The sequence below is a fragment of the Sphingomonas sp. CFBP 13733 genome, from assembly GCF_014841795.1.
In the GTDB taxonomy this organism is placed as follows: domain Bacteria; phylum Pseudomonadota; class Alphaproteobacteria; order Sphingomonadales; family Sphingomonadaceae; genus Sphingomonas; species Sphingomonas aerolata.
In genome coordinates this window covers 118,368-143,720 of sequence record NZ_JACYUP010000004.1, presented here as the reverse complement: position 1 = coordinate 143,720, position 25,353 = coordinate 118,368, and the positions used below count along the sequence as shown (strand labels likewise).

The 25,353-nt window shown below is 67.5% G+C and carries 18 protein-coding genes, 1 pseudogene and 1 riboswitch; of the genes and pseudogenes, 14 read left to right on the top strand and 5 right to left on the bottom strand.

The features are described from left to right. Window positions 1-11: 11 nt before the first annotated feature. A riboswitch (cobalamin riboswitch) is annotated at window positions 12-250 on the top strand. A gap of 249 nt (window positions 251-499) precedes the next feature. Both IFT71_RS13185 and IFT71_RS13180 read left to right on the top strand, forming a co-directional pair. After that, entirely contained in the window at window positions 500-2,590 is a 2,091-nt protein-coding gene (locus tag IFT71_RS13185; protein WP_342212657.1) for a TonB-dependent receptor, read from the top strand. Window positions 2,591-2,717: 127 nt separating this feature from the next. Beyond that, window positions 2,718-3,851 (top strand): hypothetical protein, encoded by a 1,134-nt coding sequence (locus IFT71_RS13180; protein ID WP_192141445.1) that lies wholly within the window; start codon window positions 2,718-2,720, stop codon window positions 3,849-3,851. A 118-nt stretch (window positions 3,852-3,969) separates the two neighbouring features. Here the strand turns inward: IFT71_RS13180 and IFT71_RS13175 are convergent, their stop codons facing one another. Continuing rightward, window positions 3,970-4,254, bottom strand: coding sequence for a hypothetical protein (locus IFT71_RS13175; RefSeq protein ID WP_192141443.1), 285 nt, complete (start codon window positions 4,252-4,254; stop codon window positions 3,970-3,972). A 230-nt stretch (window positions 4,255-4,484) separates the two neighbouring features. Between IFT71_RS13175 and IFT71_RS13170 the strand changes: the two genes are divergently transcribed. From IFT71_RS13170 to IFT71_RS13150, 5 genes are all read left to right on the top strand, one after another. Beyond that, the gene (locus IFT71_RS13170) at window positions 4,485-6,038 is read left to right on the top strand and encodes an ATP-binding protein (RefSeq protein WP_107930164.1); all 1,554 of its coding nucleotides are present in this window, start codon (window positions 4,485-4,487) and stop codon (window positions 6,036-6,038) included. Next, window positions 6,035-6,631: a response regulator transcription factor gene (locus IFT71_RS13165; protein WP_031393582.1), complete on the top strand. Its 597-nt coding sequence runs from the start codon at window positions 6,035-6,037 to the stop codon at window positions 6,629-6,631. The genes IFT71_RS13170 and IFT71_RS13165 overlap by 4 nt, the downstream gene beginning before the upstream one ends. 23 nt (window positions 6,632-6,654) lie before the next feature. Beyond that, on the top strand, window positions 6,655-7,026 hold the full coding sequence (locus IFT71_RS13160; protein ID WP_192141441.1) for a hypothetical protein: 372 nt from the start codon (window positions 6,655-6,657) through the stop codon (window positions 7,024-7,026). Beyond that, window positions 7,010-8,491 (top strand): DUF2779 domain-containing protein, encoded by a 1,482-nt coding sequence (locus IFT71_RS13155; RefSeq protein WP_342212656.1) that lies wholly within the window; start codon window positions 7,010-7,012, stop codon window positions 8,489-8,491. Before IFT71_RS13160 ends, IFT71_RS13155 begins: the two co-directional genes overlap by 17 nt. Before the next feature lie 137 nt (window positions 8,492-8,628). After that, window positions 8,629-9,771, top strand: a complete 1,143-nt coding sequence (locus IFT71_RS13150) for an endo-1,4-beta-xylanase (RefSeq protein WP_342212655.1) — start codon at window positions 8,629-8,631, stop codon at window positions 9,769-9,771. A gap of 102 nt (window positions 9,772-9,873) precedes the next feature. Here the strand turns inward: IFT71_RS13150 and IFT71_RS13145 are convergent, their stop codons facing one another. Next, complete coding sequence (locus IFT71_RS13145) at window positions 9,874-13,263, bottom strand: TonB-dependent receptor (RefSeq protein ID WP_192141439.1); 3,390 nt, start codon at window positions 13,261-13,263, stop codon at window positions 9,874-9,876. Between the two features lie 163 nt (window positions 13,264-13,426). Here IFT71_RS13145 and IFT71_RS13140 point away from each other — a divergent pair, with 163 nt between their 5' ends. The 5 genes from IFT71_RS13140 to IFT71_RS13120 are packed head-to-tail and all read left to right on the top strand — an operon-like array spanning window position 13,427 to window position 21,102. Beyond that, window positions 13,427-14,947, top strand: a complete 1,521-nt coding sequence (locus IFT71_RS13140; RefSeq protein WP_192141437.1) for a tryptophan halogenase family protein — start codon at window positions 13,427-13,429, stop codon at window positions 14,945-14,947. Then, entirely contained in the window at window positions 14,944-16,347 is a 1,404-nt protein-coding gene (locus IFT71_RS13135) for a tryptophan 7-halogenase (RefSeq protein ID WP_192141435.1), read from the top strand. Before IFT71_RS13140 ends, IFT71_RS13135 begins: the two co-directional genes overlap by 4 nt. After that, window positions 16,344-17,861, top strand: a complete 1,518-nt coding sequence (locus IFT71_RS13130) for a tryptophan halogenase family protein (RefSeq protein WP_192141433.1) — start codon at window positions 16,344-16,346, stop codon at window positions 17,859-17,861. The genes IFT71_RS13135 and IFT71_RS13130 overlap by 4 nt, the downstream gene beginning before the upstream one ends. Next, complete coding sequence (locus IFT71_RS13125) at window positions 17,858-19,360, top strand: tryptophan halogenase family protein (RefSeq protein WP_192141431.1); 1,503 nt, start codon at window positions 17,858-17,860, stop codon at window positions 19,358-19,360. The genes IFT71_RS13130 and IFT71_RS13125 overlap by 4 nt, the downstream gene beginning before the upstream one ends. Beyond that, window positions 19,360-21,102 carry a glycoside hydrolase family 9 protein gene (locus IFT71_RS13120; RefSeq protein WP_192141429.1) on the top strand — a complete coding sequence of 581 codons (1,743 nt, stop codon included), beginning with the start codon at window positions 19,360-19,362 and terminating at the stop codon, window positions 21,100-21,102. Before IFT71_RS13125 ends, IFT71_RS13120 begins: the two co-directional genes overlap by 1 nt. Before the next feature lie 3 nt (window positions 21,103-21,105). On the opposite strand, the gene IFT71_RS13115 is transcribed toward IFT71_RS13120, so the two are convergent. Both IFT71_RS13115 and IFT71_RS13110 read right to left on the bottom strand, forming a co-directional pair. Beyond that, window positions 21,106-22,146 carry a cupin-like domain-containing protein gene (locus IFT71_RS13115; protein ID WP_192141427.1) on the bottom strand — a complete coding sequence of 347 codons (1,041 nt, stop codon included), beginning with the start codon at window positions 22,144-22,146 and terminating at the stop codon, window positions 21,106-21,108. A 72-nt stretch (window positions 22,147-22,218) separates the two neighbouring features. Continuing rightward, window positions 22,219-23,295 carry an SGNH/GDSL hydrolase family protein gene (locus IFT71_RS13110; RefSeq protein ID WP_244654928.1) on the bottom strand — a complete coding sequence of 359 codons (1,077 nt, stop codon included), beginning with the start codon at window positions 23,293-23,295 and terminating at the stop codon, window positions 22,219-22,221. Window positions 23,296-23,572: 277 nt separating this feature from the next. Here IFT71_RS13110 and IFT71_RS13105 point away from each other — a divergent pair, with 277 nt between their 5' ends. Then, a complete protein-coding gene (locus IFT71_RS13105) occupies window positions 23,573-24,547 on the top strand; it encodes a glutathione S-transferase family protein (RefSeq protein WP_192141423.1) in 975 nt (324 codons plus the stop codon). Between the two features lie 12 nt (window positions 24,548-24,559). Here the strand turns inward: IFT71_RS13105 and IFT71_RS21730 are convergent. Then, window positions 24,560-24,664, bottom strand: a pseudogene (locus tag IFT71_RS21730) (formate/nitrite transporter family protein); the annotation flags it as partial. A 519-nt stretch (window positions 24,665-25,183) separates the two neighbouring features. Here IFT71_RS21730 and IFT71_RS13095 point away from each other — a divergent pair. Further along, window positions 25,184-25,342 (top strand): hypothetical protein, encoded by a 159-nt coding sequence (locus IFT71_RS13095; RefSeq protein ID WP_192141421.1) that lies wholly within the window; start codon window positions 25,184-25,186, stop codon window positions 25,340-25,342. The last annotated feature ends 11 nt before the right edge of the window (window positions 25,343-25,353 follow it).

Sequence of the window (25,353 nt, the reverse complement as noted above, 5' to 3'; positions counted from 1 at the left end):
ATCCGAGCAGGGCGGCATGATCGCGTCGGTGCCCCGAAAGGGGCTTAATAGGGAACGCGGTGAGGGTGGTTCGCTACCTGAAGCCGAGGCTGTCCCTGCAACTGTAAGCGGCGAGCGCGATGCATTTCGCTTCTTCCTGCAAAGGAAGGGGCAGCCACTGGGCCAGACGTTTCGTCATGAGGGCCTGGGAAGGCCGTGCATCGTGCGAGGACCCGTGAGCCAGGAGACCTGCCGGCGTCTGGTCGCTCTTGCCTGGCCCAGGGGGTGGCCGCGGCACGGTACTCCGTCGAGCGACGACGTGTGCGGTGGGGACCGCACGGGCATGCGTGCCGGTCGCAATCGCGTCCGGCTGGCGCGGATGTCGGCCGTTCGCGGGAGGTCCCTGCCGGGTTCGCTAGACGCCCGGGGGATTACCGTAATGCCGTTCCTATTGTCTCGCCTCGCGCTCGCGGGGGCTATTCTGTCGCCTGTCTTGGCAGCACAAGTCCACGCCCAGTCCGTGCCGGATCCCGATACCAAGGACATCCTGATCGTCGGACAGCATGCCCAGGACACGCTCACCACGCCGAATGCGACCGGCAGCCGCCTGGGCCTCACGCCGCTCGAGACCCCCGCGACGCTCTCAGTCATCGACGGCGCCACGATCCGCGCGCGCGGTGACCTGTCCGTGATCGACGCAACGAGCCGCGCACCGGGCATCAGCAACGCGGGCAACCCCGGCAATGGCGGCACCGCACTCGCGGCGCGGGGCTTCAGCGGCCAGGGATCCGTACTCCAGCTCATCGACGGCATAAGACTGTTCCCGGCGGCCGGCACGATCACCTTTCCGACCGATCCGTGGATGGTCGAGCGGATCGACATCCTGAGCGGCCCGGCCTCGGTGCTCTACGGCCAGGGCGCACTGGGCGGCGCGGTGAATGTCGTGATGCGCAAACCCGATACGCAGCGGACGCACGTGGAGGGCGAGATCGGCTATGGCTCGCAGGACAGCTTCCATGTCGCGGCGGGCGCAGGGGGGCCGATCACCGAGCGCCTCTCCTACCGCATCGACGGCAGCTATCGCCGATCGGACGGCTATGTCGATTGCGGCCAGTCGCGCAGCCATGCCGTGTCGGGCACGCTGCGCTGGGCGCCAACCGACACGCTCGTCGTCACCGTGCGGGACGATTATGGCGACCAGAAGCCGATGCGCTATTTCGGCACGCCGCTGATCGACGGTCGGCTCGACGACGGCATCCGGGAGCGTAACTACACCACACGCGACGGCGGCATCCGCTACCTGGACAACCGCACCAGCCTGCAGGTCGACTGGACACCGAGCGATGCGGTCACCGTCAGCAACCAGGCCTATCGCCTCACCTCCAAACGCTCCTGGCTCAATCTCGAAACCTATTGCTGGATCGCCGCGGACGGGGTCTGCCCCAACGGCAGCGGCAACACCGGCACTCCGGGCGGCATCCTGCGCACCGACATGACCGGCATCGTCCACGACCAGATGCAATGGGGCGATCAGGGCAGCGTGACGCTCCGAACAGGCATCGCCGATGGCGTCGGCAACGACCTTGTCATGGGCTTCGACGTCAACCTCATCAAACTGACCTATTCGCACAATTTCGGGTCTGACCCCCAGGTTTCGGAGGTCGACCCCTTCGCGTTCGATCCCGGTCTGATCATCGACACGCAAGGCATCGCACCGCGCTATCGCACGCGCACGACCGAATATGCGGTCTTCGCCGAGGACCGGCTGAAGCTCGGAACGCACGTCTCGATCGTCGGTGGCGTCCGCTTCGAGCGCGACACGATCCGCCGCTGGTCGATCGACTATCCAGGCGGCGCCACTACCCAGACGTTCGCGCTCGACAAGCGGCTGCACAATGTGACCTGGCGGGTCGGGAGCGTCTATCAGCCGGTCCCGACGGTGTCGCTCTATGCGCAATATGCCACCGGCGTGGACCCGCTGGGGACGCTGACGACCTATTCGACCGGGCAGGTGCAGTTCAGCAACGCGGTTGGCGATCAGGTCGAGGTCGGCGCGAAGGCCGTGTTCCTCGACGGTCGCGGCACCGCCACCCTCGCCGCCTATCGCATCGTCAAGAAGCGCCTGCTGGCACAGCTGACCCCGACGAGCCCGGTCGAGCAGGTCGGCCAGCGATCGGCCAGGGGTATCGAGGCCGCGGTGTCGCTCGATCTGCCTTACGGTGTCGGGATCGATGCGAACGGCAGCATCCTCGACGCCACGTTCGACGACTTCGTCTCAGGCGGTATGCGCTTCGATGGCAATACCCCGCCGGACGTGCCCGAGATGCTCGCCAATCTCTGGCTGCGCTGGAACGCGACGCACGCGCTCCAGGCACGCGCCGGGCTGCGCTACGTCGGACGCCGCTATTCGGACAATGCGAACAGCTTCCGCGTCCCCAGCTACGCCACGGTCGATGCAACGCTCTCCTATGCAGTGACGCCACGGCTCGCGGTCGACATCCACGGCTACAACCTGTTCGACCGGGACTATGCGATCAGCACATACAACAACCAGCAATGGGTCCTCGGCCGTCCCCGCGCGGTCGACGTCTCGCTTCGCGTCGGCTTCTAGCGCGCCCCGTGACCGGCAGCCCGCGGGACGGGCCGCCGGCGATGTCGCCCCCCGGGAAAACCCCGGATAGCCGGTCGCGCGCGCGCCCGCCTAAGCCGCATGGCCACCCCATAAGGAGACATTGCGCATGCCGTTTTACCGGGCTTCCGAGCTGTTTACCCTGCGTCCCGTGCCGCCCACGCTCGGCAAGCCGGCATGGATGAACCTGCGCGCCGTGCCGCGGGCACCCTGGGCGGGGGAGCCGGAGGCACTGCGCGGGCCTGGCATCTACGGCATGTTCCATGACGACCGGCTCGTCTATGTCGGCCTGTATGCCGGCAAGGCCGAGCGGCCCTTTGGCGGATCGGTCCTCGAGCGCTGGGAGAAGCACGTCACCTATCAGACGCTGCGCTCGCCCTATGTCACCTTCGCCCGTCGGCATCTCAAGCATCTGCATGCGCTCGCCGCCGCAGAGCCCAACGGACCGATCGAGACGATCGTCGCGATGCTGGCGCTGAACGGCGATGAAAGCCCGCTTCTCCAGCGCAAGGGCGGCAGCTGCACCTTCGCCAAGGCGCAGCTCGCAGCCGCACACTGGGATGTGTTCGGGCCGGGGAACGAGGCCACGATGCTCGATCACCTCGGCTTCACCTATCTCCAATTGCCGCGCGACCTGGCCGCGACCGTTCTCCCCGAGCCCGGGCAGCGGCCGAGCGCATGGGTGAAGAAGCACTGGCTCGCGCCGATCGAGCGGGATCTCATTGCCGCGTTCATGCCGCCCTGCAACGACGGCACCGAACCCGGCGACGCGCCAGCGGTCGATCCGGTCGCGTTCGAGGAGCGGCTCGCCCGGCTGCTCGCCGACCGCCCCGCACCCGCCGTCGAAGATCTGGCCGGAGAGAGCGAGGCCGACGATGAAACCGACGGTGACGAGGAGGCGCTGCGCACCGAACCGACCGCCGCACCGAACGAGCGCGAGGCGCTGCTCGACGATCTCGCCCGGCTCTGCCCCGGCGCGCTGGAGATCTATTATACCGACGTTCCCGATCTGCGCATCCGGCCGCGCTCGCACGCACGCCGGGTACTTCTGAACGTCTTTGCACATGGCGGCGGGCTTGCCTGCAGGACCAAGGCAAGCGTGACGGCCTGCCGCGCGCTCGGCTTCGATGCGAACGACGCGCCGGCGGGCGTATCGATGAGCGCGGCGTTTCCGATCGACCTGTCCCGCCACTCCGCGGCGGATCTGTTCGCAGTCGCCGGTGCTGCCCTCCCCGGCGACTGACCCGCCGGCCCTGGGGCCGACAAGCCCGTGATCGCGTGCCCTGACGAGCGACAAGCCCGTCAGGGCACGCGATGCCCCGCTACCCAGACCTTCCGGTTCCGCGTCTAGTCGCGGTCATCTATGAATCGCTCCAGCGTTTGTCCCCCCACAGGATCAGATCGCGGCCGACGAATACGACGCACACGTCGCCAATGGCAAACGCCAGACCCAGCCATGTCAATCCATGAGATAGCAGCAATGCGGGCCACGCGACGGCGAGCACGATCAGCATCATGCCGATCGGCCGCGTCAGGCGGTTCCACCACCGCCGCGGCACGACCTGATGGCTGTAGACGATGACGCTGCCATCCTCCTGGTACCAGAGCTCGCGCACCGCGTGAACCGGATCAGGTCCTTCCGTCATCGTACGGCTGCGCCCGTTACGCGGTGACGATTCCGCGATCGCGAGACACTATGGGCTGGCATCGATACATTCCCGGGGCTGGCTCGCGATCATCATGGCCATCGCCGCCGCGCCGAAAACCCGGGAATTTCCCCGATGGCCTATCGGCGCCGGATGCGGCTAGGCAGCCCTCAATGCCGCTGCCTCCCTCTCCGCCCCGCCTCTCGATTGGTGCCGTAGCCGGCAAAACAGTGCCACGACTGGCCGACCTTCCCTGGCTCATCGGCTATGCAGCGGCGTTCGCGGCCGCGCACCAGGCCGCGGCAGGCTGGGGCGGTCAGGGCTTCTACTCGCTGCTCTATCCCGCCGCGGGCGTCAGGCTGGCGCTGCTGTGGAGCCGTGGCCCGCGGCTGACGCTGGCGGTGATGGCGACGGAACTGATCGTGCAGACGATCGCCGGCATCATCGTTCCGGGCCAGGCCGGCTGGCTGACCGCGGCAAACGGCGTCGCCCGGCCCGCGCTGACCTATGGCATCGTCGTCTGGCTGGTCCGCCACGTCGCGGCGCGGTCGCAATCGAGCCTCGGCGTCGCGCCGATGCCGCTCGGCCTCGCCGCAGTCACCGCGCCGGTCGCGGCGACCATGGCGGCGCTGCCCTGGACCTTGTTCAGTCCCGAATTGACGGGCGTCTCGGGCCTTCGTCAGACGGTGGCATCGCTGACGGGCTTTGTCGTCGGCGACCTGCTCGGCGTGTTGCTGATCGCCCCGCCCTTGCTCTGGGTGGTCCATGCTTGGCAGTACCGGCCGCGGGCATTGCACCGTCCGACGCTGCGCCAGCTTGCCGGACTGGCCGAAGCGGCCGTCGTCCTCGGCGCAGCGATCGCCGCGAGCACGCTGCTGGCGGAGATCGGGCTGGGCGTCCCCGCCGCCCCGGCGCTGCTCGCGGTCGCCTGGATCGGTTTGCGTTTCGGCCGCACCGCAGGCTGGTGCGCGATCGTGATCGTGGCGGCGATCGTCCTGCCCTTTACCGCGACCGACCTGCCCGTCGCCGAACGGCTCGCCTTGCACATGAGCCTCGCATCGATCGTCGTCGTCGGCTACCTCGCCGGCAGCTTCGCCGATGCGCAGGCGCGGGCCCAGAGCGACCTGTCGCGCCGCGACCGCATGCTGTTCCAGGCGGAACGGCTGAAGACGTTGCGCGCCATGTCGGTAGCGGTGATCCACGAGATCAGCCAGCCGCTTTCGACGCTGGCGATCGAGGCCAAGCACCTGCACGAGATCACCGTCGCCGCCGATCCGGACATCGCCCAGACCGCTGCGCTGATCGACCGCAAGGCGGCGGCGCTGTCCACGCTGGTCCGCCGGCTGCGTCGTTTCGGCGGTCGATCGGTCGACGAACCCAGCGCCCTGCCCCTGTCCGCGCTGGTCGAGACCGTCACGGCATTGACCCGTGCCGAGGCCAGGGCGGCGCGGGTCGTGGTGGAGGTGTCGCCCATCGATCCCGACCTGGTCGTCTTCGGCCAGGAGATTGAGCTCGCGCAGGCGGTGGTCAATCTGGTCCGCAATGCGGTGCAGGCGTGCGACGGTCGTGTCGCGCTCTCCGCCCATCAGAACGACGACCGGGTCGTGGTCATGGTCGCGAACCGCTGCCCCGATCGGCGGGAAGCACGCCCCGGCATGGGCGTCGGGGCGCTCGTGGCGCGGGCGATCGTCGAAGCCCATGGCGGCACGGTGGAGCGTGTCACGCACGCCGACGGCACCATCTGCGCGACGCTATCCCTCCCGCGCCCCGGAGCCGAGACATGACACTCCCCGCCAATCAGCCGGATCGTGCCGCCGTCTATGTCGTCGATGACGACCATGACCTGGGCGCGGCTGTCGCACGGCTGCTCTGCCGTCACGGTCATGCCGCCGAACCCTTTCTCGACCCGGTCATGCTGCTGTCGGTCTATGCCGAAGCACCGGCGCTGTGCATCGTCACCGACATCATGATGGGCGACCTCGACGGCTTCGGCTTTGCCGACCGCGTGCGAATGATCGACCCCGCGGTTGCGATCGTCTTCATGACCGCGTGGCCGACGACCGCGAATGCCGTGGATTCGGTGCGGCGCTATGGCGGCCTCGATTATCTGGAAAAGCCGCTCGACGAGACACGCCTCCTCAGCGCGGTCGACGAGGGGGTGGCATGGTCCCGGCGCCAACGCAGCATCCGCGCACGAACCGCAGCCCTGTCGGCGCGCGAACGTCAGGTGTTCGACCTGCTCGTGCAGGGACATAGCAACAAGGCCGTTGCCGACATCCTCGGGCTCAGCCCCAAGACGGTCGAAGATCACCGCGCCGCCATCGTCGCCAAGACCGGCACCAACGGTCTTGCCCAATTGATCGCGCTCGCGCGGTGACGACACCCTTTGACGGAGGTTTCATGCCGACCACCACGGCGATCGACGAGACGATGATCGAACGGGCCATTCTCGACCTGCTCAAGACCCGCCGCGAGATCTATCCGTCGCATATCGTCGGCGAATTGCGGCGCAGCCATGCGGGACTGCCGTTGGACCGCACGCGCGACGTGCTCGAGCGCCTTTTCATCGAACGACGCGTCGCGCGATTATGGCATCGCTACATGCTCCCGGCGGACGTCGAGGCGGTCCGCGCCAAGTGGCTCGGCCTGATCGAACGCCAGGCCGAACGGATCGACGCGGTCGCGGTCGATCCCGCAACGTCGCGCAACGCGCGGGACCTCGTGATGCGCTGGGACGGATGGTCGATGGAGAAGTGTGATTTTGTCGCCTGACACGCTCTCGCCATCACGCCTCGCCGCGTTCGAGCGGTGCCCGCGGCAATTGTGGCTGATGACGTTTCGGCCCGACAGCGCAGGCTCGACGAACGATGCCGCCGATCGTCGGGCGGCCGCGCATGCGATTGCTGCCGAGGCGCGGCGGCAAATGCCTGACATGGTCATGATCGACCCCGCCTCCGGTCGATCGGCAGCGCCAGCAGCGACCGGCGCAGCGATTGCGACCCGCCAGACCATCGCGGGCGCGCAGTTCTTCCACGACGGCGTGCAGGCGATCGTCGATATCCTCGAACCGGATGGCGACGGCTGGCGCATCATTGCCGTTCGCGGTTCGACCAAGGCAAAGCCGGACCATCTCGCCGCACTCGCGACTCAGGCCTGGGTCGCCGCCGCCAACGGCCTCCGCATCACATCGGTTCACGTCCGCCACCTCGATCGGGACTTCACGCTGGACCGCTCGGGGGATCGCGGCGGGCTGTTCGTCGATACCGACGTGACCGCGGTGGTTGCGCCGATCGTGGCGACACAAGGCGCGCGCATCGGTGCGGCCAAGGCCTTGCTTACACAAAGCGAACCTGCGGCGATCGTCGGCGATCACTGCCACGCGCCGTACGCTTGCGCCTTCGTCGACCACTGCCATGAAAACTTGCCCGCAGGTCCGTACTGGCCCGTGACGATCCTGCCGCGCGGCGCAGGCAAAGCGTTCCTGCGCCGCGGCATCGACGACCTGACGCTCGTCCCAGTCGAGGATCTGCGCTCCGACACCGACCGCCGCGTCCACCGCGCCACGATGACCGGGCAGGTCGAGCATGATCCCGCGGGCGCTGCGCAGGCGATGGCCAGCTGGTCGTATCCGCGCATCTGGCTGGACTTCGAAACCGTCAGCGACGCGGTGCCGGTCTGGCCCGGCTGCTCGCCCTATGAGCAGGTGCCGTTTCAATTCGTCGCGGATGTCGAAGCCGCGGACCACGGCATCGTACGACACGAGTTCCTCGACCTGAGCGGCAACGATCCGCGTCGCGCCTGTGCCGAGGCGCTTGCCGCACTGCCACGGACCGGCGCGGTCATCGCCTGGCACGCCCGTTTCGAACGCGACGTCGTGCTGCGCCTCGCGCATGCCTATCCCGATCTCGCCGCCGTGCTCGACGATCTCGCCGCGCGCATCGTCGACCTGCTGCCCGTCACCCGCGACCATTGGTACCACCGGGACCAGCGCGGAAGCTGGTCGATCAAGGCGGTCCTGCCGACGATCGCACCGCATCTCGATTATGCCACGCTGGCCGTACGGGACGGCGGCGACGCGGTCGCGGCGTATCGCGAAGCGGTCGACGTCGCATCTGCGCCGGAGCGCCGCGCCGAACTTGATACCGCCCTGCGCCTCTATTGCGGCCGGGATGTCGAGGCGATGCGGGTCGTTGCAGAACGGCTGATTGAACCGGGCCCGCCTTCCCCCGTTGCATAGACACGTTCAAGACCCGCTTGCCACCGAACCGTCGAGTCTTCGGCCATCCAGTTTGCGTATCAAACCAGAGGCTTCGGGATTGACCTGGTGCGGAGAAGCCGTCAGCGTTAGCGCTATCATAAAAGAGAGGATGTGCTGTGGAAATTACGCGACGCACCGGGCTGGCGATGCTGACGGGTCTTGCCGTATCGGCCGGCGCCCGTGGAACGGCCGCACCTGCGCCGACCGGCCTGCACGGCATCGCCGCGGCCAAGGGGATGCGGGTGGGATCGAGTTTCGCATGGGGTGCCCCGGGTGCCGATCGCGGCTCGTTCGCGAACCCGGCCTATGCTGACCTGCTCAAGCGCGACTGTGGTCTGCTCGTCGCCGAAAACGAGATGAAGTGGCAGGCGTTGCGACCGAGCGCGACCAGCTTCGACTTCACCCGGTTCGATGCGATGATGGCATGGGCGGATGCCAACGCGCTGCCGGTGCGCGGGCATAATCTGCTGTGGCATCAGCCCAAATGGATGCCGCGCTGGGAAGAAGCGCATGATTTCGGCGCGACCCCCGCGCGCGCCGCCGAACATCTGCTGGTCGATCATATCACCACGGTATGCCGCCGCTATGGCACGCGGATCCGCAGCTACGACGTCGTCAACGAGGCGGTCGATCCCAAGGATGCGAGCCTGTACCAGACCGCTTTGTCGCGCGCGCTGGGCAGCCCCGAGGCAACGCTGGACCTCGCCTTCCACACCGCGCGCCGCGTCGCGCCGCACGCGCAGCTGGTCTATAACGACTATATGAGCTGGGAACCCGGCAACGCCTCGCACCGCGCCGGCGTGCTCAAGCTGCTCGAAGGGTTCAAGGCGCGCGGCGTGCCGGTCGATGCGCTGGGCGTGCAGTCTCACCTGGTCACGCAGGGGATCGACGCGCGTGCAACGATCGCCGGGCTCGAGGGCGAGTGGCGCCGCTTCCTCGATGCGGTCACCGCGATGGGCTATGGCCTGGTGATCACCGAGCTCGACGTCCGCGACAACGCACTCCCTGCCGACTTCACGGTCCGCGACCAGGCGGTGGCCGATTTCACGCGCGGCTATCTCGACGTGATGCTCGCCTATCCGCAGCTTCGCGACGTGCTGCTGTGGGGAATGACCGACCGCTATAGCTGGATCGAGGGGTTCGAGCCGCGCAAGGACAAGGCCCGCCGCCGCCCCTGCCCCTATGACGCCGCGTTCAAGCCAAAACCGATGTACACGGCGATCGCCGCCGCACTGGCCGCCGCCCCGCCCCGCACCTGACGCCCGGACAAAAAAAGGGCGCCGCGATTGTCGCGCGGCGCCCAGAGGGGAGAACGGGAAAAGGATCGAAAGGGTCGGCCGGACCGGCCGACCCTTTCGCGCTTATCTGAACGATGCGCGGATCGAGAAGGTGAAGCGGCGATCCGCGATGAACCAGTTGCGCGGCCGCGTCAGCAGATCATCGTTGATCACATATGACGTGCGCGTGATCGAATTGGTCAGGTTGACGCCCTGGAACCCCATCTTGATCGCTGGTGTCACTGCGTAGAAGATCGAGGCGTCGAGCTGCCCGTATTTCTCCGCGTAGACCGGCGAGTTCGGCACGATCACGTCGCGGATCGTCAGCAGGTTCTTCGACCGCCAGTTATACGCAGCGCGTACCTCCAGCCCGTTACGCTGATAGAAGGGCGCGAAGTTGAACTGGTATTTCGACAGCCCCTGCAACGGCAACCCGCTGGTGTCGACGTTGGAGATGATCCCCGCGGTGACGTTGGGATCGTCGGAGTCGAGATTCTGCTGCGACACGCCCGACGATTTCACGTAGGTGAAATTGGCCGCGAGACCGAACCCGCTCAGGAACCCCGGCAGGAAATCATAGGTCTGCTGATAGCCGACCTCGAACCCCTTTACGCGACCCGTCTCGGTCGAGTTCAGCGGGGTCGTGATGATCCCGTCGAATGTCGCGCCGTTGTTGGTGAAGCTCTGACGCTGCAGGCTATTGGTCTGCACGCCGTAGAGGTCCTTCTTGAACAGCGACAGCGTGAGCTGGCCGACGTTCGAGAAATACCATTCCGCGGTGACATCGTAATTGTCCGCACGGACCGGCTTCAAAAACGGGTTGCCGACCTGGAAGGTCGCGACCGGCGCGCCGTTGAACAGGATCGTCTGGTCGCTCGTGTTCAGATTGATGTTGTAATAGGACCGGGTCAGCCCGAAATCCGGCGGGGCGACGCTCTTGGTGAACGCCGCGCGGAACTGAAGACCGCCGCCCATCGCCAGCTTCACGTTGAAGCTCGGCAGGAAATAGTCGTAGCTCAGCTTGGCGTCGTTGGGTGTCGTGCTGCCGTTCTGGAACGCCGCCGCGGCGTCGCGTACGGCTTGCGGCAGCGCGCAGAACCGCGAGACCGGCTGCCCGTCGGTCGGCGCGACGCAGCTGAACGACTGTTGCGGGAAGGCGAAGAAGCCCGACGAGACGCGATCCGTCTTGGTGTACCGCACACCGATATTGCCGCTCAGGTTCCAACCGTTCGACAGGTCGTTGCCAAATCGCGCCATCGCATAGACTGCGTTGTTGCGCTCGCTGACCGGATTGATCTCACCGGGCAGGAACGGCGTTCCGGCGACGACACCGGCACGGCTTGCCAGCGGCACCCAGCCATTGGCACCCGACAGGTTGCTCGTGAAGTTGCGCCATTCCTGCGCGATCTGGCTGATCGCCTGCGTTGCCGCGCCATAATCCTGGAGGAACGACCCCGGCACGAACACGCGCCCGCCGTTCGACGAGTCGTTCGCCTTGCCGCGGAAGAAGTTGTCGTAGAGGAAGGCCTGCTGCGGTCCGAGATTGCCCGTATTGCGCGTGACGGGATTGCCGTCGATCGGGCGATCGAACCAGACCGGGCCACCCGGGCCGGTCGGCGCCGCTGCATTGTCCTGGTTGTTGCCGCCGCCCCAGATCTCGCTGAGCACGCCCCAGTTATAGCCGGTTGAACGCGCTTCATTCTGGCGATCGGCGAAGCGATAGCCGACGCGGACCGAGGTCAGCCAGCTATCCTCCGGGAAGGAATAATCGAGGTCGATGCGCGCAGCATCCTCGTTGCCTTCGCTGTCCTCGATATGGTCCATCGCCGAACGGTAGAAGTTGTTATACGCGTCGAGATAGCTCGGGTGCGCGGCGTTCTGGTAATTGTTCGGCGTGTTCGTCACGGGGATGAAGTTCACATAGGCCGGGTTGGTCCCGTCCAGCCGGATGTCGGCATTCTGGAAGGTCGTGCCCCAGACCGTCAGGTCGGTGACCTTCACCTGTGACCAGACATGCTGGTAGTCGAGGTTGATGCCGAGCCGGTTCGTCGCCTGCCACTTCAGGTTGAAGCTGGCGTCGTTGGTGCGGAAGCGCGACTGGTTGCCGCGCGAGATGTTGTTGCTCTGCAGGCCGTTGCTCGGCGTGCGCTGATCGCCGCCGTTCGCCGGATCCTGATCGGCGCGATAGCCGTTCGGGCCGGTGATGATCCCGCTGGTGAAGACGTTATCGTCGTCATAGGCAAAGCTGGTGCCGGGGAAGGGCTGCGTGTCGCCTGCCGCCAGCACGTTGTCGGTCGCGACCTCGATCGAATTCTCGGTCCACGCCTCGCGCGAGTCAGTCCGCAGGAACTGCGCGGTCGCGGTCATCGACTTGTCGGGGCTACGCCACTGGCCGGCGGCCGAATAGCCGTAGCGCGTGCGGTTGAATTCCTGGCTGCGGATCGCCGCGCCACGGGGCACGTAGACGGTGCGGCCCGCGTTGACCACGCCGGTGGTCGCGTCGACCGGCTGCAACAGCGATCCGTCGGCGCCGATCACGCGCTCGCCCCAGTTCGAGATCTGCACGCTGTCGGCGCGGCTACGGACCTGCGAGCGCACGAAGCTGGCGAGGATGCCGAAGTCGCCGATGCCGGTTTCCCAGCGGTTGCTGCCGAGCACCGAGACCGTGGGCGCCGACTTCTTGACGAAATCGCCGTAATTGTTCTCGAGCGTCCCGCCCAGCACCAGTCCGGTAGAATCGAACGGCAGGCGCGTGCGCAGATTGACCGAGCCGCCGATGCCGCCTTCGATCATGTCGGCGGACGGGCTCTTGAACACGTCGACGCCGCCAAGCAGTTCGGCGGGCACGTCGGCGAAGGACAGGCCGCGGCCGTTGTTCGCGCTGAACGAATCGCGGCCGTTGATCTCGGAGCGCGTGTAGCTGAGGCCGCGGACGGTGACGCCCGACCCTTCGGTCGCGAAGTGATCGGGATCGGCACCGGCCGAGAAGCGGCTGATCGACACGCCAGGCACGCGCTGCAGCGCTTCGGTGACCGAACGATCGGGCAGCGCGCCGATGTCTTCGGACGAGATCGAATCGCCCACGACTTCGGAATTGCGCTTGATCGCCTGCGCACTCTTCAGGCTCTGGCGGATGCCGGTGACGACGATGTCCTGATCGGCGGCTTCGTCCTGCGGCGTTGCGGTCGACTGCTCGGCCTGCGTCACCTCGGCACCGCCCGAGGGCACCTGCCCGTTGGCGGAGGGCTGTGCCGCGCCCGCCTGGGGCGCCCCGGCCACCGCCGCCGCAGTGCGATCAGAAGATGCGGTACGCCCGGCCGCGTTCGGCGTCAGCGCAGGTTGGCCGGCGGCGGCATCGGCTTGCTGGGCTAAAGCACCGTTTGGCGCGGCGGCCAGGCACAGCGCAAGCAGGGAGGCACCACCTTTGAGGAGGTTCCCGCGACGCGCGGCGCGTGTGATCTTGTACTTGGCCATGACTCCCGGCATCCCCTCATTGTGTTAGCGCTATCATTTGTAAGCGCTTTTTTCTTACAATGTTTGGTAGCGAGAGGGATGAGTTAGGCCTAGACTGAATCGGACGGTTTTTTAGTGAATTGCTAGGCTTGTTGCATGATTGCAACATAGCCGGGGGGTGGAATTGGACGAACGTGCTCGGCTACGCATCGTTATCGTTGGTGGCGGTACCGCAGGCTGGATGACCGCGGCGACGCTCGGCCTAACGACCGGTACGCCGTCCGCGGCACGGCTGGCCGACATCACGCTGGTCGAGTCCGAGGAGATCGGCACCGTCGGTGTCGGCGAGGCCACGGTGCCGCACATCCGGTTCTTCAATCAAAGACTGGGTATCGACGAAGCCGACTTCGTCCGGCGTACCAAGGCGACGTTCAAGCTGGGCATCGAGTTCTGCGATTGGGGTCGGATCGGTGACAGCTACATCCATCCGTTCGGCGATTTCGGCCATGACATCGACGGACTGCCATTCCATCAGCATTGGCTCCACGCGACCCGGGGCAAGCCGGATGAGACGCCCGCGCTCGCCGCCTGCTCGCTCCCGATCGTCGCCGCGCGTGCCGGGCGGTTCACGCCGCCGCTCGACGATCCGCGATCGGTCGGGTCGACCTATTCCTATGCGTATCAGTTCGATGCCGGGCTCTATGCCGCGTATCTGCGCGACTATGCCGAAGCCCGCGGCGTCACGCGGATCGAAGGCCGCGTCGAGCACGTCGAACGGGGCCCGAGCGGTATCGCGGCGCTTCGCCTGGCGGACGGGCAGCGGATCGAGGGCGATCTGTTCGTGGACTGCTCGGGATTCCGCGCCTTGCTGATCGAAGGCGCCCTGCAGGCGGGACACGAGGATTGGGCGCACTGGCTGCCCTGCGACGCGGCTTGGGCGGTCCCGACGGCGAACACCGGCCCCCTCTTCCCCTATACCCGCGCCACCGCGCGCGACGCCGGCTGGCAATGGCGGATCCCGCTGCAGCATCGCACCGGGAACGGTCATGTCTTCTCGACGCGCTTCACCGATCCGGACCGCGCGCGCGCGGTGCTGCTCGACACTCTCGAGGGCGAGGTGCTGGCTGAGCCGCGGATGCTGCGATTCCGCACCGGGCGTCGGCAGCGCCAGTGGATCGACAATTGCGTGGCGATCGGCCTTTCCGCCGGGTTCCTCGAGCCGCTCGAATCGACCAGCATCCACCTGATCCAGCTGGCCATCGGCAAGCTGATCGAGCTGTTCCCGAACGACGCCGTGCTCGACCCTGCGGATGCCGCGGAATTCAACCGCGCGATGGCGCTGGAATATGACCGCGTCCGCGACTTTCTGGTTCTTCATTATTGCGCGACCGAGCGTGACGACACGCCGTTCTGGCGCCACATGCGGACCATGGACCTGCCCCCCTCGCTGGCCGGGAAGGTCGCCGCCTTTCGCGATCGCGGCATCGTCGAACAATATCGCGAGGGCATGTTCCTGCCGGCGAGCTGGCTCGCGGTCTATTATGGCCAGCGAATCATGCCCGAACGGATCCACCCCCTCGTCGCCGCACAGCCCGTCACGGACTCGCGCGCGCGTGTCGCGGCGGTCGCCGACGCCTGCCGCCGCGTCGCCGAGGGGATGCCGTCGCATACGGACTATCTTGCACGGATCGGGGCTGCCGCGTGACAGTCACGGTCGCGGTGCTGGGCGCGAACCTATGTGGCTGGATCGCCGCGGCAGCGCTGGCGCGGCGCTTGCCACGCGAGTCCTACCGCGTGCTGGTGATCGACGACGGCACCGGCGGCGATGGCCTGGGCGATTTCGCGCCGGTGATCGCGGTGCCGCCGGCGCTCGCGGGCTTTCATGCCGATCTCGGTCTCGATGCGGCGACGCTCGTCCGGATGACGGGCGGTGGCCATGCGCTGGGCGTCGCGTTCGGCGGCTGGCGGGGCGACGGCGCGGCGGCGTTCCTGTCCTATGGCGAGACCGGTGCGCCGCTCGAGGGCATCGCGTTTCACCAACTCGCCGGACGGCTGCGCGCGGTGGGGCATCCGGTCCGGCTGGCCGATCACGCGCTGTCCGCGGTCGCCGCGCAGGCGGGCCGGTTCGCACCCGGGGCGCCGATCGCGCATGCGATGCATCTGCCCGTCGCGCCCTATGAAGCGCTGCTGCGCGGGGCGGCGCTGCGAGCGGGGGCCGAACGCGCGTCCGCGGACTTCGTCGATGCCGAGATCGCAGCGAACGGCATCGTCGAGAGGCTGACTCTTGCGGACGGTACCAGGATCGAACCCTGGCTCGTCCTCGACTGTTCGGGAACCGACGCGCGCATCGCCAGCCGTACCAGCCCCGCGTCCGAGGACTGGTCCGGCTGGTTGCCCTGCGACCGCACGCATGCCGAGACGGTGTCCGCGCAGGGCGCCCCCCCGCCCTATACGCAGGTCGATGCGCAGGACACGGGCTGGACGGCAACCTGGCCGCTCGACGGCGCGGATGTGCGGCTGACGTGCAGCATCGGGGGCACCGGCAATCCGTTCCGCGCGGCGCGGCGCGTCGAGCCATGGCGCGGCAATTGCGTCGCACTGGGCGCCGCCGCGGGCCTGCTCGAACCACTGCACCCGACCGCACTGACGCTGCTGCTGCGGTCGCTCGCGCAGTTGATCCAGCTCTGGCCCGCCGGACCGCAGTCACCCGTCGAAGCCGCCGCCTTCAACCGCACCGCGGCCGGGGCGTTACAGGGCGCGCGCGACTTCCTGATCGCGCATTATGCCGTGGCCGGGCGCGCCGGCGCGCTGTGGGACGACCGCCGCGCGGCATCGCTACCGGGACCACTGGCCGCCAAATACGATCTGTTTGCGGCGCGCGGGCGGTTGCCGATGTATGACGACGAACCGTTCGAGGAAGAGGATTGGGCGGTGATGTTCGACGCGATGGGCCTCATGCCGCGCCGTTACGATGCGCGCGCGGACATAGTGCCGCTGGCGGCGATCGAGCGGCATCTGGCCGAGCAGCGTGCGCGGGTCATCGCGCAGGTCCGCGCGCTTCCCCCTTATGCGCAGGCGATGGCCGCGTTGCGGGCGCGCGCATGACGATCGGCGCGCCCGTCCGCCACATCGTCATCGTCGGCGGCGGTACGGCCGGCTGGATGGCGGCGGCCGCGCTCGCCCGGCTGATCCCGACCGGGGCGAGCATCACCCTGGTCGAATCCGACGCGATCGGCACCGTCGGCGTCGGCGAAGCAACGATCCCGCCGATCCGCGGCTTCAACGCGATGCTGGGAATCGACGAAGCCGAATTCCTCGCCGCGACCGCGGGGAGCTTCAAGCTCGGGATCGAGTTCGTCGACTGGGGTGCGCTTGGCGAGCGCTATCTGCATCCCTTTGGCGGGTTCGGTTTCGATATCGAGGGTGTGCGCTTCCACCAATATTGGCGTCGTCGCCGCGCCGCCGGGGTCGTCGAGGATATCGAGGCCTATTCACTTTGCGCGGTCGCCGCACGCGCGGGGCGGTTCATGCCCCCCTCGCCCGACCCGGCGTCGGTGCTGTCGCAGATGGCGCACGCCTATCATTTCGACGCGGGCCTCTATGCACGCTTCCTGCGCGGGCGCGCCGAGCGCGACGGTGTCGTGCGCGTCGAAGGCGATGTCGTCGACGTCGCGCTCGACGGCGAGACCGGCCATGTCCGCCACGTCACGCTGGCCGGCGACCGCGTCATCGAAGGGGACCTGTTCCTCGACTGTTCGGGGTTCCGCGGCCTGCTGATCGAGCAGACGCTGGGCGCGGGCTATGAGGACTGGACGCACTGGCTTCCCTGCGATCGGGCCGTCGCGATGCCGACCGCGAACGCCGGCCCGGCGATCACCCCCTATACCCGCTCGACCGCGCGCGCGGCCGGCTGGCAATGGCGCATCCCGCTGCAGCACCGCACCGGCAACGGCTATGTCTACAGCAGCGCGCATTGTTCGGACGATGAGGCCGCGGCAACGCTGCGCGCCGGGGTCGACGGCACCCCGCTCGCCGAACCACGCCTGCTGCGCTTTACCGCGGGACGGCGGCGCAAGCAGTGGATCGGCAACGTCGTCGCGTTGGGCCTTGCCTCCGGTTTTACCGAACCGCTCGAATCGACCAGCATCCACATGGTCCAGACCGGCATCTCGAAACTGCTCGCCCTGTTTCCCGACCAGGGCTTCTCGCCGGTCGAGATCGACACCTATAATCGGCTGGCAGCGACTCAGTTCGACCAGGTCCGCGACTTCCTCATCCTCCATTACCATGCGACGCGCCGCGAGGATTCGCCGTTCTGGCGCGAGACGCGTGCGCGGGCGATCCCCGACAGCCTGAGCGAGAAACTCGCCTTGTGGCGTCGCCGCGGACGGCTGTTCCGCTGGGAGGACGATCTGTTCGCGGAGGCGAGCTGGGTCGCGGTGCTGCTGGGCCAGGGCATCGTTCCCGACGGCTGGGACCGGCTGGCCGACGCGGTCGACGCGCGCGAGGTCGACGCACGGTTCGACCGGCTGCGCGCGATGTTCGCCGATGCCGCATCGCGAATGCCCCGGCACGAGGACTATCTGGCCCGCACTTGCCCGACGCGGGTGCGCGCATGACCGGCACGCTCGTATCGGTCGTGATCGTCGGCGGTGGTACCGCGGGCTGGATGGCTGCGGTCGCGTTCGGCCGCCTGCTGGGCCCGGCCGGGACGCGCGTGACCCTCGTGGAATCGGACGACATCGCCACGATCGGCGTCGGCGAGGCAACGATCCCGCCGATCCGCACCTTTCACGCGATGCTCGGGATCGACGAGGACGCCTTCCTCCGCGCGACCGGCGGCAGTTACAAGCTCGGGATCCGCTTCGAGGGGTGGACGCGCCCGGGCGAATCCTACGTCCATCCGTTCGGCCAGATCGGGACCGACATCGCGGGCGTGCCATTCGCCGCGCAGTGGCTGCGCGCCCGCGAGGCGGGTGCCGCCGATGCGCTCGGCGCCTATTCGCTCGAAGCCCGCGCCGCCGAAGCCGGCCGCTTCTCGCGCCCGATCGCGAACGGTGATTCACCGCTGTCGCGGATCGGCTATGCCTATCATTTCGACGCAGGCCGCTACGCCGTGTTCCTGCGCGCGCAGGCCGAGGCGCACGGGGTCGTCCGCCGCGAGGGCCGGGTCGACCGCGTCGAGCGTGGCCCCGCCGGAATTGCCGCGGTCCATCTCGCCGACGGCAGCCGTATCGAGGGCGACCTGTTCCTCGACTGCACCGGGTTTCGCGCGCTGCTGATCGAGGGCGCGCTGCAGGCCGGCTGGACCGACTGGTCACAGTGGCTGCCGTGCGATTGTGCGGTCGCGGTCCCTTCGGCCGCCAACGCCGCGCCGCTTGCGCTCACGCGTGCGATCGCGGAACCCGCCGGCTGGCGCTGGCGTATCCCGCTGCAGCATCGCACCGGCAACGGGCATGTCTTTTCCAGCCGCCACACCAGCGAGGACGAAGCGACCGCGACGCTGCTCGACGGGCTGCACGGTGAGGCACTGGCCGACCCGCGCGTGATCCGCTTCGCCACCGGACACCGCACCCGGTTCTGGAGCGGAAACTGCATCGCGCTCGGCCTGGCGGCGGGGTTCATGGAGCCACTGGAATCGACCAGCATTCATCTGGTGCAGAGCGGGCTTCAGCATCTGTTGCGGATGCTTCCGACGGGCGTTCCCCCTGCCCCGGCGATCGTCGACCGGTACAACCGCACTATGACCGGCGAGTTCGTCCGGATCCGCGACTTCCTCGTCGCGCATTACCACCTCAATGCCCGTACCGAACCCTTCTGGCGCGAGCGCGCGGCGGCGCCGATCCCGGATGGCCTCACCGAAAAGCTCGCGCTGTTCCGCGCCGGCGGACGCATCTTCCGCGAAGCGGACGAATTGTTCAACGAGGTCAGCTGGCTCGCGCTGCTGACCGGACAGGACGCACCCGTGGCGGGCCACGATCCCATCTGCGACGCGTTGCCGCTCGCCAACGCGGCAAAGCGGCTCGCCCAGATCGAGCGCGTCGTCGCCACCTCGCTGACGCACATGCCCCCCCATGCCGACGCGCTGGCACGGTTGGGCCAGGACAGGACAATCTGATGCCCATCGCCCTCTTGCTCGCCGCCGCCGTCATCAACATCAACCAGCTCGGCTTCCGTCCCGAAGACCCCAAGCCTGCGATCGTCGCCGATCACGCGACGCGGCCGCTCGACTGGGTCGTGGTCGACGACGCTGGCAAGACCGTGCTGACGGGACGCACCAGCGTCGGCGGTGACGACGCGGCGTCGGGCGATCATGTCCATGTCGCGCGCTTCACCGCGCTCACCCGCCCGGGCAACTACCGGCTGCGCGTCGACGGGACCGAAAGCGGCCGCTTCCGCGTCGGCCAGGACGTCTACGCCCCGCTCGCGCTGGACGCGCTCAACTTCTTCTACCAGCAGCGCGCCGGCACGCCGATCGAGGCGCGCTGGGCGGGCAAGCGCTGGGCGCGCGCGGCCGGACACCCGCGCGAGGTCGCCGCCTGTTTTTCGGGCGCGGACGAGAAGAGCAATGTCTGGTCCGGCTGCCCCTACACCCTCGACGTCACCGGCGGCTGGTACGACGCGGGCGACCACGGCAAATATGTCGTCAACGGCGGCATCGCGGTATGGACGCTGCAGAATCTCTACGAGACCGGGCTTGCGCGTCGTGTGTTCGCCGATGGTCAGGCGCGGCTGCCGGAAGCCGGCAACCGCCGCGACGACCTGCTCGACGAAGCGCGGTGGGAAATCGAGTGGATGCTGCGGATGCAGGTCCCCACAGGCACCCGCGTCGCACTCCCCATCGGGCCGCATGATCGCTCGGGCAGGCTTGCGCTGACTCCGGTCGACGCGGGCGGCATGGCGCATCACAAGGTCGCCGACGCGCGCTGGACGACATTGCCGACCGCACCCGCCGACGACAAGGAACCGCGGCTCCTCTACCCGCCCTCGACCGCGGCAACGCTCAATCTTGCCGCGGTTGCAGCGCAGGCCGCGCGGCTGTGGCGGCCGATCGATCCCGCCTTTGCCGCGCGGTGCCTTGCCGCCGCGCGCGCCGCCTGGACCGCCGCGCAGCGCAACCCCGCGATCTTCGCGGCGCAGGGCTTCACCGGCAGCGGCGGCTATGGCGACGAGACGCTCGACGACGAACGCGCCTGGGCTGCAGCCGAACTGTTCGCGACGACCGGCGATGCCGCCTACCGCGAAGCGCTGCCGACCGGCGCGACCGGCGAACCCGGCTGGGCCAGCGTCGCACCACTCGGCATGATCACGCTCGCGACCGCAAGCGGCGTGCCCGCGACGATCCGCGATGCCGCACGTGCAGCGATCGTCGCGGCCGCCGACGGTTTTCTCGCCGAAACCGCGCGCACCGGCTACCGCATCCCCTACGCGTCGCAGACCTATAACTGGGGGTCGAATTCCAGCATCCTAAACCGCGCGATGCTGCTCGGCCTCGCACAGCGCTTCACCGGCGAAGCGCGCTACCGCGCCGGCGTCGTCGATGCCGCCGATTATATCCTCGGTCGCAATCCGCTGGGCCAATCCTATGTCTCGGGGACCGGATGGAAGCCGCTGACCAACCCGCATCACCGCTTCTGGGCGCATCAGCTGTCGGCATCCTCGCCACCGCCGCCGCCGGGGGTGGTATCGGGCGGCCCGAACAACAGCGCGATGGTCGATCCGGTCGCCATGACACTGAAGGGCCGGTGCGCGCCGCAACGCTGCTGGGCGGACGACATCAACGCCTATGCGCTGAACGAGGTGGCGATCAACTGGAACGCGCCGCTCGTCTGGGTCGCCGCCTATCTCGACAGCGAATGACGCTCAGCGGCGCTGGAGCGATTTCAGCAGATAGCCGCGGATCCGCTCGGTCCGGTCCTGGCTGGCCGGCCCCAGCACGCCGCGCGCGGGCGCGGGCAGATGATCGCCCGCCGCCGCTGCCTCGTCGGCGAACACATAATGCTCGAACCACGCGCGCCAGCCCGCCTTCTCCGCCGCGGGCAGGTCGCGCACCGCCATCATCGCGTGCACCACCGCATGGAACGCCGACACGCTCGAATCATAGGCGCGCCAATAGTTGCACAGCACGTTGAGCGTCCCGAACGCCTGGACGTGATGCCACCAGATCGCCGGGATGAAGATCGCATCGCCCGGCCCCAAATCGGCCACCACCGCGTGGCCGAGCGCCTCGGCATAGCGCGGATACCGCTCCAGATCGGGCGCGAGCGGATCGACCATGCTCGAAGGCGGCCCCGCCAGCGTCCGGTCGAGCGGCCCCAGATAGAGATTGCCGACCTGATCGGGGGGAAACAGCGTGAACCGCCGCTCGCCCGCGACCACGCAGGCGAGATTGGTCGACCCGTCATAATGCGTCGCGGTCTGCGATCCGTTGCCGATCCACAACCGCGGCGTCGCCCCGCCCATCGGCAGGTCGAGCGGGTTCGCCGCCGCCCATCCCGGCAGATGCTCGGGCGCGGTCGCTGCGTTCGCATAGAGGAAATGGCGTTCGGCTTCGGGGACGTCCGACAGGCGCAGCAACTCGCTCAGCAACACGCCGAGCGGCGCCTTTTCGCGGTGAAAGTTGAACCCTTCCAGATTATCGCCGCGATAGAAGAACTTGCCGCCGAACGCCGGGCCGCCGATCAGCACCTCCATCGGTTTGCCGCCATCGCCGAGCCCGGTCAGATACGCCGCCGTCGCGCGATCGCCACCCGCCGCAGCCCGGACGCTGGCCCAGTGCGCGACCTGGCCGCGCAACACGATCGGCGCGTCGCGCAGGGCGATCTCGGCGGCAAAGGTGGCGGCGTCGACCGCGGCACGTTCTTTGACACGGGCATCGGTGGGGGCAGGATGCGATATCGTCATCCTCCTGCGATAGCAGGATAATGCGCCGCGCCCTATTGCGTTTGCCGGCCCGACGACCCAGCCGTTCGTCGATCAGGATCGCCGCGCCCATCCCGCGACGCGCGCGTCGATCACCTCCGCGATCCGGTCGGCAATCACGGTCTGATCAGCGAGCGAGGGGTGCGAGTGGCACCCGGTGAAGGAAAGGCCGTTGACCGGGACATAGGTGAGCCACGGCGCGCCGGATTTGCGCAAGGTCGCGGCAACCTTGGCCACCTCCGCCTGGATCTCGCCATTGGCCATGTCCGTGGCCCACAGCACGATCTGTGCGCGTGGATCGCGCGCATGGAGCGCTTGCACGAAGCGCACATAGCGTCGTTCGTAATCGCTGTGGAGCGCGTCGCGGCTCACCCATGTTTCGCCGGCGTGAAGCGGTGTGGTGAAATCGTTGGTGCCGAGCGAGACGATAATCACCTGCGGATGCCAGCCGGTCGCGTTGGCACGGGATCGATGATCGAAGAGGGAGAAGGGGTAGGCTTCGGGCAGCGTGTCGGCTGCGAACCCGCCATAGTTGCGCACCACCCCGCGCCCGGAGATCGCATTGACTTGGTAATCCGCGCCGTAGCGGCGGGCGAGGAGCGCGCCAAAGCCGCGCGACGTATCCGTCGTCGCCCAGACCTCGTCCTGGGTACATTCGCGTTTGGGCGACGTCACACCATAGCCCACGGTGTGCGAATCGCCGACGAATTCGATCTGCCGGGTGCGCTGCTCCAACCTCGCTCCGACAGTCCCCCGCTCGGCAAAGAACGGCCCGATCCCGGTCGGACCGGACTGGCTTTCCGAAGCGACCTCGATGCGCAACACGTGGCGCCCGGCGGGCATCCCGGCGACGCGGTACAGGCCCGGAACCGGCTTGACGAGCGTCGTGATCTTGCGTCCATCGACGAGCACGTGGAGTGCCACCTCGCCCGGCCCCACGTCGAACGATACCGCCGAGCCGCGAAACGCCGTCTCGGCATAACTGCCCGGCCATTGGCGAACAAAGCCGGCGCCTTTCCGCTCGAAACGGCCGTGCATTGTGGCCGGCAACAGCGTCAGCGCGACAGGCCTCTCTGTCAGGCGCTCGACGCGAGGCTGTGCGGCAGCCTCGACCGTCGCCGCGAGGATCATCAACCCAGCCGCCATCCCTGCCATCCCTGCCATCCGACCATGCTTCGCCATTCAAGAACCTCCTACCGCTCCTGCACCTCCTATCCCTTTCGCGACGACCCGGCGACCGGCGTGGTGGACGCGACCGTCGACCTGCGGCCGCTGTTGCCTGAGCCGGGGCGACCGGTCCCGAACCCGCCGCCAGAGGCATCGCATGGGACAAAAAGAGCCTTTGGTCGTTCGTGAGGGGAAACGGTGGCGGATCTTGCTTGAGGTCCGATTTCGACGGAGGGATGACATGGGTAGAATGATCGACGGCGCGTGGCACGCGGGCAAGGTGACGGAAGACAGCAAGGGCGGCGCGTTCGAACGGCAGGATGCGGGCTTTCGCGACTGGCTGACCCCGGTGGGGAGCCCCGGCCACGACGGACAGCCCGGCCGTCCGGCGACGCCCGGCCGGTATCACCTCTATGTCAGCTATGCCTGCCCCTGGGCACACCGGACGCTGATCGTGCGCGCGCTGCACGGACTGGAGGATGCGATCGGCGTCTCGGTGGTCGATCCTGTCATGCTGGACAATGGCTGGACCTTCGGCACGAGCCGCGGCGGCAGTGGCGATCCGCTGCACGACGCCGAGTTCCTGTGGCAGTTGTACGCCCGCGCCAGGCCGGACTATTCCGGCAAGGTCACCGTACCCGTCCTGTGGGATCGCGAGACCGACACGATCGTGTCGAACGAATCGGCGGACATCATCCGGATGCTCGCGGCGTTCGCCGGATCCGGACCGGACCTCTATCCTCAGGCCCAGCGCCAGCAGATCGATGAGGTCAATGCCCGCGTCTACGACACGGTGAACAACGGCGTGTACAAGGCCGGCTTCGCCACGACGCAGGACGCGTACGAGGCGGCAGTGCGCCCGCTGTTCGAATCGCTCGACTGGCTGGAAGAGAGGCTGTCCGGTAGCGACTGGCTGGTGGGCGAGGCGATGACGGAGGCCGATATCCGCCTCTTCACCACGCTGGTCCGCTTCGATGCGGTCTATCACTTCCACTTCAAGTGCAACGTGCGCCGCATCTCCGACTATCCGGCGTTGGACGCTTACGTCGCACGGATGCTGGCAGATCCGCGCATCGCCGCGACGGTGCATCTCGATCACATCAAGACGCATTACTACGCCAGCCACCGCGACCTCAACCCTTGCGGAATCGTGCCCGTCGGTCCTGCCCTCCCTTGGGCTCACCTCACCGCGGGAGGCGATCAGACGCTCACCTGACCAGCCGATTGGCAGCAGGGACATGTTGGCGATGGAATGCTCGAAGCCCGCGGCGACGAAGATGGCGACCGGGCCGATGATCACGGCGACCTTGCCCGACAACGTTCTGGCGAACATCGCCATCTTGTCCAGCTTCGAATCCATTGTCGCGGCTGCAGCGTCGCCGATCGTTCATGCCGCGTCGGATCGACACCTATTCCGATGCGATGGGCTGGACAGCATTCGCTGCCTGATCTCGTGTTACAACCGCTTGTACTTGGAAAAGGCAACCTGGGCGAACACCGGCATTCCGTTCGGGCGGGCTCTCAGTCGCCGCATGATCAGCGCTCTTTGCGCGAGCGTCCGAGAGTTATACCGTCAAGCCTCTTCGGCTCGCATCACCGGTCGTGCGCTGCGCGAAGACGATGCCCGCCAAGAACGACCGCTTTTCCATGGGCCAGGGCCAGTTCGATATGAACATTCTTGCTGCGGTCATCGATTGCCTGGCTCGCACGCCTTCGTTCTTGCTCAGCCCGGTCGCGATGATAGGCAACTCTTCCAGTCTCAGTCATCGACCCCTCGTCCCAATCCCACAATATATTCGTTAACCAACATACGTGAGAGGCATGCCGAGGTTCCCTGTCATCGGATCTTTCAGTGATCGCAGCGGTCGCGATGCAGGAATTTCAGATCATGGAGCCATCGCCGAGGAACGGGAAAGAGCATGCGTCGCTGCGGGTGTCACAACCGGTCGGTTTCGACAGTTTAGGAACGACCAACGTTGAGCTTGGCGGTGACGATGCTACAGCTCTGTGACCCGCTAAACC

Coding starts and splice junctions, on each gene's coding strand:
- IFT71_RS13180 (WP_192141445.1), top strand. CDS start 2,718: ATGCCGTTTTACCGGGCTTCCGAGCTGTTTACCCTGCGTCCCGTGCCG.
- IFT71_RS13175 (WP_192141443.1), bottom strand. CDS start 4,254: ATGACGGAAGGACCTGATCCGGTTCACGCGGTGCGCGAGCTCTGGTAC.
- IFT71_RS13165 (WP_031393582.1), top strand. CDS start 6,035: ATGACACTCCCCGCCAATCAGCCGGATCGTGCCGCCGTCTATGTCGTC.
- IFT71_RS13160 (WP_192141441.1), top strand. CDS start 6,655: ATGCCGACCACCACGGCGATCGACGAGACGATGATCGAACGGGCCATT.
- IFT71_RS13145 (WP_192141439.1), bottom strand. CDS start 13,263: ATGGCCAAGTACAAGATCACACGCGCCGCGCGTCGCGGGAACCTCCTC.
- IFT71_RS13130 (WP_192141433.1), top strand. CDS start 16,344: ATGACGATCGGCGCGCCCGTCCGCCACATCGTCATCGTCGGCGGCGGT.
- IFT71_RS13125 (WP_192141431.1), top strand. CDS start 17,858: ATGACCGGCACGCTCGTATCGGTCGTGATCGTCGGCGGTGGTACCGCG.
- IFT71_RS13120 (WP_192141429.1), top strand. CDS start 19,360: ATGCCCATCGCCCTCTTGCTCGCCGCCGCCGTCATCAACATCAACCAG.
- IFT71_RS13115 (WP_192141427.1), bottom strand. CDS start 22,146: ATGACGATATCGCATCCTGCCCCCACCGATGCCCGTGTCAAAGAACGT.
- IFT71_RS13110 (WP_244654928.1), bottom strand. CDS start 23,295: ATGATCCTCGCGGCGACGGTCGAGGCTGCCGCACAGCCTCGCGTCGAG.
- IFT71_RS13105 (WP_192141423.1), top strand. CDS start 23,573: ATGGGTAGAATGATCGACGGCGCGTGGCACGCGGGCAAGGTGACGGAA.